Origin of the sequence: Mesorhizobium sp. M5C.F.Ca.IN.020.29.1.1 (assembly GCF_003997375.1) — a bacterium.
Lineage (GTDB): Bacteria > Pseudomonadota > Alphaproteobacteria > Rhizobiales > Rhizobiaceae > Mesorhizobium > Mesorhizobium wenxiniae.
The window spans coordinates 1-4,955 of the sequence record NZ_RZSW01000479.1 but is presented as its reverse complement, the minus strand read 5'-3'; the positions used below and the strand labels follow the sequence as shown (position 1 = coordinate 4,955).

Sequence of the window (4,955 nt, the reverse complement as noted above, 5' to 3'; positions counted from 1 at the left end):
CGTCAATAACTTATTGAAAAATATAGCTGATTTTTGACAGCCAATATCTTCGCCGTGAACGCTTTCAGCGGCTGCGCCTATCAGCAGGCATGTATATGCCGGCAAAGCATTTCGAACATTGAAATCGTGCGGAGTGTCCGTTTGCGAGATTTCTTTTTAAGTACTTGCCGGCAAACGAAAAAACCCGACACGAGCGGCCGGGCTTGAAGAGGACAAGATCAGTAAAGGTATATTAGGCCGACAGCACCTTGAGTCGCTGCGCCAGGCGCGAGACCTTGCGGGACGCCGTATTCTTGTGCACCACGCCCTTGGTCGCGGCGCGCATCAATTCCGGTTCCGCCACCTTGAAAGCAGCCTGCGCAGCAGCCTTATCGCCCGAGGCGAGCGCCTCTTCGACTTGGCGGATGTAGGTCCGCACGCGCGAGCGGCGGTTCTTGTTGATCGCCGTGCGACGGGCGATCTTGCGCGTTGCCTTTTTGGCCGAGGAGGTATTGGCCATGATGCCTCTCTTCTGATCTGGTGGGCGCATGCGGGATGCCGCAGGGCGCAAAAACAAACGGGCAGCCACAGGGCCGCCTCGGTTGGTGCGGCTTATAGTTCAGCTTTTCCGGCGCGTCAACGCTGCTTCGCCTTCTTTTTGGCCGCTGCTGTCGCTCGCTTCTGGCCGCTGTCGTCACGATCTATCGGTTCGTGAAATTTGGCTTCCGCTTCTCGGCAAAGGCCGCCATGCCTTCCTTCTGGTCATCGAGCGCAAACAGCGAGTGAAACAGCCGGCGCTCGAACCGCAGCCCTTCGGCCAGTGTCGTTTCATAGGCGCGGTTGACGGCCTCTTTCGCCATCATCACCGACGGTAGCGAAAAATCGGCTATCTTGGCCGCCGCCTTCAACGCCTCCTCGAGCAGCTCGACGGCGGGCACCACACGCGACACCAGACCGCAACGCTCGGCTTCCGCCGCATCCATCATCCGTCCGGTCAGGCACATGTCCATCGCCTTCGATTTGCCGACGAAGCGGGTGAGGCGCTGCGATCCGCCCATGCCCGGCATGACGCCGAGCGTGATCTCGGGCTGGCCGAACTTGGCGTTGTCGGCGGCGATGATGAAATCGCACATCATCGCCAGTTCGCAGCCGCCGCCGAGCGCATAGCCGGCCACCGCCGCGATAACAGGCTTGCGCGCCCGGGTGAACTCTTCCCAGCCGACAAAGAAGTCCTGCACATAAGCGTCGACAAAGGAGATCGCCTGCATTTCCTTGATGTCCGCACCTGCCGCGAAGGCTTTTTCGGAGCCGGTGATGACCATCGCGCCGATGTCGGCATTCGCGCAGAAGCCATTCACGGCCGCGACCATTTCCGCCAGGACCTGGGAGTTCAGCGCATTGAGCGCCTTCGGCCGGTTCAGCGTGATCAGCCCGACCTTGCCGCGGGTTTCCACGATGATCGTTTCATAGGCCATGACTGTATCTCCTCACCCGGTCATCTAACTTACATCTGGCGTCCAGCTCATACTCTGCATCCAGGACACACCCCGGCACCTAGCTCAACTGACAGGTCCGGCAATAGAAGGTGGAACGCCCGCTTTGCACGATGCGCTCTATATGGCCGCCGCAGCCGTGCTTGGAGCAGGGTTCGCCCTCGCGATCGTAGACCGCGAACGAATGCTGGAAATAGCCCAGAGACCCGTCGGTCTGCATATAGTCGCGCAACGACGATCCGCCGGCGGCGATCGCGTCGGCGATCACCGCGCGGATGGCTTCGGCCAGGGCGTCGCGCTGCTGTTTGGCCTTCTTTCCAGGATTTGCGATGGTGCCCGCCTCGCGCAACGGCGACAGACCGGCGCGCCATAGTGCCTCCGACACATAGATATTGCCGAGCCCGGCGATCAGCCGCTGATCGAGAAGTGCTGCCTTCAGCGGCGACTTCCGGCCTTTCAGCAGCGAGGCGAGCAACTCGCCGTCCAACGCATTGCCTGTCGGCTCGACGCCCAGCCCCGCGAGCATCGGATGCGTGTCGGGTGCCCCTTCGGAAAATAGCATGAAGCCGAAACGGCGCGGATCGTTGAAGGTCACGCGGGACCGGGCGCCTTCGGGAGAGACGATATGGAAGACGACATGGTCGTGTACCGCGCTTTTCGAGCGCTCGTGAAAAAACGCGCCCAACATTTCGCTGCTATCGGGCATTTCGCTGTCATCGGACGTTTCGATGCGGAACGAACCCGACATGCCGAGATGGCAGATCAGCACCGGACCGCCTTTCAGATGCATCGTCAGGTATTTGGCCCGGCGGCCGAGCGCTGTAATTGTCTTGCCGGTCAGCCTCTCCAAGAAATTTTCGGGAAACGGAAAGCGCAGGTCGGGCCGGCGTGCCTCGACGCGGGCGATACGGGCGCCTTCCAGAACCGGCTGCAGGCCCCGCCGCACCGTTTCGACCTCAGGCAACTCAGGCATGGCCGCCTATCGATTCATAGAAGGAGGTGCCGTGACGGCCGCGCGCCAGACCAAGATGCTCGGCGACGGTTTCACCGATGTCGGCGAACGTCGTTCTGAGCCCAATGTCGCCGCCAAAACCTGGTCCCGTGCCGATCACCGGAATGCGTTCGCGTGTATGATCGGTGCCGTGCCAGGTCGGATCGTTGCCATGGTCTGCCGTGAGGATGAGAAGGTCGCCTTGCCTCAGCCGTGCAAGCGCCTCCGGCAGCCGCCGGTCGAAGGCCTCGAGCGCGGCGGCATAGCCGGCAACATCGCGCCGATGGCCGAACTCTGTGTCGAAATCGACGAAATTGGCGAAGACGAGATCGCCGTCGCCCGCGTCAGCCATCGCGCCGAGCGCCTTGTCGAACATCGCCATGTTGCCGGCGGCCTTGCGTACTTCCGAAATGCCGCGATGGGCGAAGATGTCGCCGATCTTGCCGACCGCGATGACCCGGCTGCCGCGCGCCGTCAACCGGTCGAGCAGGGTCGGTTCAGGCGGCGGGACCGAATAGTCCCGGCGGTTGTGCGTCCGTTCGAAGCTGGCGGCGGTTTCCCCAATGAAGGGCCGCGCGATCACCCGTCCGATGTTCAGCGGATCGACCAGCCTGCGCACCACCTTGCAGAATTCGTAGAGCCGTTCCAGGCCGAAGTGAACTTCATGCGCGGCGATCTGCAGGACGGAGTCGACCGACGTGTAGCAGATCGGCTTGCCGGTGCGGATATGCTCCTCCCCGAAACGCTCGATGATCTCGGTGCCCGGGGCATGGCGATTGCCGAGAATGCCCGGCACCTCTCCTTCGCGGATGATCGCTTCGGTCAGTTCGGCTGGAAAGGCGGGAACCGTGTCCGGGAAATAGCCCCAGTCGAAGCGAACCGGCAAGGCGGCGATTTCCCAATGGCCCGATGGCGTGTCCTTGCCGCTCGAAATCTCCTGCGCCGCGCCATGGAAGGCGGAGGCGAGATGGGCCTCGCCGCCGCTGTCGATGCTGAATCCTGTCGCGGTTTTCGCCGCGTGGCCCAGGCCGAGCGAGAGCATGTTGGGTACGAAAAGCGGGCCTTTGCGCAGCCCCTCGCGATCCGCCCGGCCTTCGGCGCAGGCTCTAGCGATGTGCCCAAACGTGTTGGAACCGGTGTCGCCATAGCGCTCAGCGTCGGCCGCGCCGCCGATGCCGAAGGAATCGAGAACAAAAAGGAAGGCGCGCGCCATTGCAGGGATTCATTATTATCGTTTGTCTGTCCGCCCAGACATAGGGGGCGGCGCCGCCATTGGCAACTCGGAAGCAGACGGCTTGGCGCGATAGTTGAGATGTGGCGAAATGCCGGCATCGGCGTGGATCGACGAAAACCAGCGGGGAACTCACATGAGGCATGCCTTGAAGGCCTCCGCAGCTATCATGACGCTGCTGGGTGCGGCCTGGTCAAACCCAGTGCGCGCCGATTGGCGGGATGACATCGGCACGTTTCGTGTCGGCATCGTCGCCGAGCCCGGCGCCGGCAACACCGTTCCGGGTCTGGCGCTGTTGACGGACGCCTACACCAAGGCGCTCGGCATGAAGGTGGAGTTTGTCGTTTCCCGCGACTACGCGGCGCTGATCGAGGCGCAAGCCAACGCCCACATCGAATATGCGGTCTATTCGACGACCGCCTACGCCATCGCATCCGAACGTTGCGAATGCGTCGAGCCTCTTGTGGCGCCTGTCGATTCCGACGGCGTGATCGGCATCCGATCCGTCTTGCTGACGCGGGACGGCAAGGTCCCAGATCTGGCCGCGATGGAGGCACATCGGTCGCCATGGTGCCTCCGGACAGTGTCGGCGGTTCTCTTTTGCCGCTTGCCGGGCTGGCCGCCGAAGGCGTCAAGATCGCCAAGGATGCGCCATTTCTGACGCACGCCAATTCGGCTGCGGCGGCTGAAACGATGCTGGTCGATGGCGAGGCCGATGCCATCTTCGGCTGGATGCCGGCGGTGGCCGATGGCCAGCCGGATGTTGCGGGCGGCACGGTCGCCAGGCTGGAAATGGCAGGCCTTTCGAAAGCAGCACTTCAGGTCGTGTGGACGTCCGGCCTGCTGCGGTATGGTCCCTATGCCGTCCGCAGCGATCTCGATCCTGAAGCCAAACGGCGGCTCACCGTGTTTTCTCATCAATCTCAGATCGATGTCGCCGGATGTCTACGATCTTCTGGAATCGAAACATTCCGGCGGCTTCGCCGTCGCTGGCCCGAAGGATTACGCGATGGCTGCAGCCATCATGCGCCTGGTGTCAGGCAACGGCCGATAGCAATGGCGGCCGGAGTCGGGCGCGGTCGTTTCAGCAGGTGCTGCAGGGAATCGTCGGGCTCCTGCGGGGCCTGAGATAATAGGTTTCGCCCATCGATATCGAGTCGAAAGCCGAACTCAATCCGAGCCGCTTCTCACTGTCCACCGACCAGGTGATGATCGGCTGGTATGCGAGATTACTTTCGACGCGAATGAGAAAGGTACCCTT

Annotated in this window: 4 protein-coding genes and 2 pseudogenes; 1 reads left to right on the top strand and 5 read right to left on the bottom strand. The window is 62.3% G+C overall.

All coding sequences use genetic code 11. The features are described 5' to 3' along the window. Positions 1-232: 232 nt before the first annotated feature. From rpsT to EOA85_RS27545, 4 genes are all read right to left on the bottom strand, one after another. Positions 233-499, bottom strand: coding sequence for a 30S ribosomal protein S20 (gene rpsT / locus EOA85_RS27560; protein ID WP_029356919.1), 267 nt, complete (start codon positions 497-499; stop codon positions 233-235). A 181-nt stretch (positions 500-680) separates the two neighbouring features. Then, positions 681-1,454, bottom strand: a complete 774-nt coding sequence (locus EOA85_RS27555) for an enoyl-CoA hydratase (protein WP_127211873.1) — start codon at positions 1,452-1,454, stop codon at positions 681-683. A gap of 79 nt (positions 1,455-1,533) precedes the next feature. Beyond that, complete coding sequence (gene mutM, locus EOA85_RS27550; RefSeq protein ID WP_127211872.1) at positions 1,534-2,445, bottom strand: bifunctional DNA-formamidopyrimidine glycosylase/DNA-(apurinic or apyrimidinic site) lyase; 912 nt, start codon at positions 2,443-2,445, stop codon at positions 1,534-1,536. Beyond that, on the bottom strand, positions 2,438-3,676 hold the full coding sequence (locus EOA85_RS27545; RefSeq protein ID WP_095517023.1) for a phosphopentomutase: 1,239 nt from the start codon (positions 3,674-3,676) through the stop codon (positions 2,438-2,440). Before EOA85_RS27545 ends, mutM begins: the two co-directional genes overlap by 8 nt. 154 nt (positions 3,677-3,830) lie before the next feature. On the opposite strand from EOA85_RS27545, the pseudogene EOA85_RS27540 reads away from it, so the two are divergent. Next, positions 3,831-4,748: pseudogene (locus EOA85_RS27540) on the top strand (PhnD/SsuA/transferrin family substrate-binding protein). Positions 4,749-4,778: 30 nt separating this feature from the next. Here the strand turns inward: EOA85_RS27540 and EOA85_RS39385 are convergent. Then, positions 4,779-4,955, bottom strand: a pseudogene (locus EOA85_RS39385) (pilus assembly protein); the annotation flags it as partial.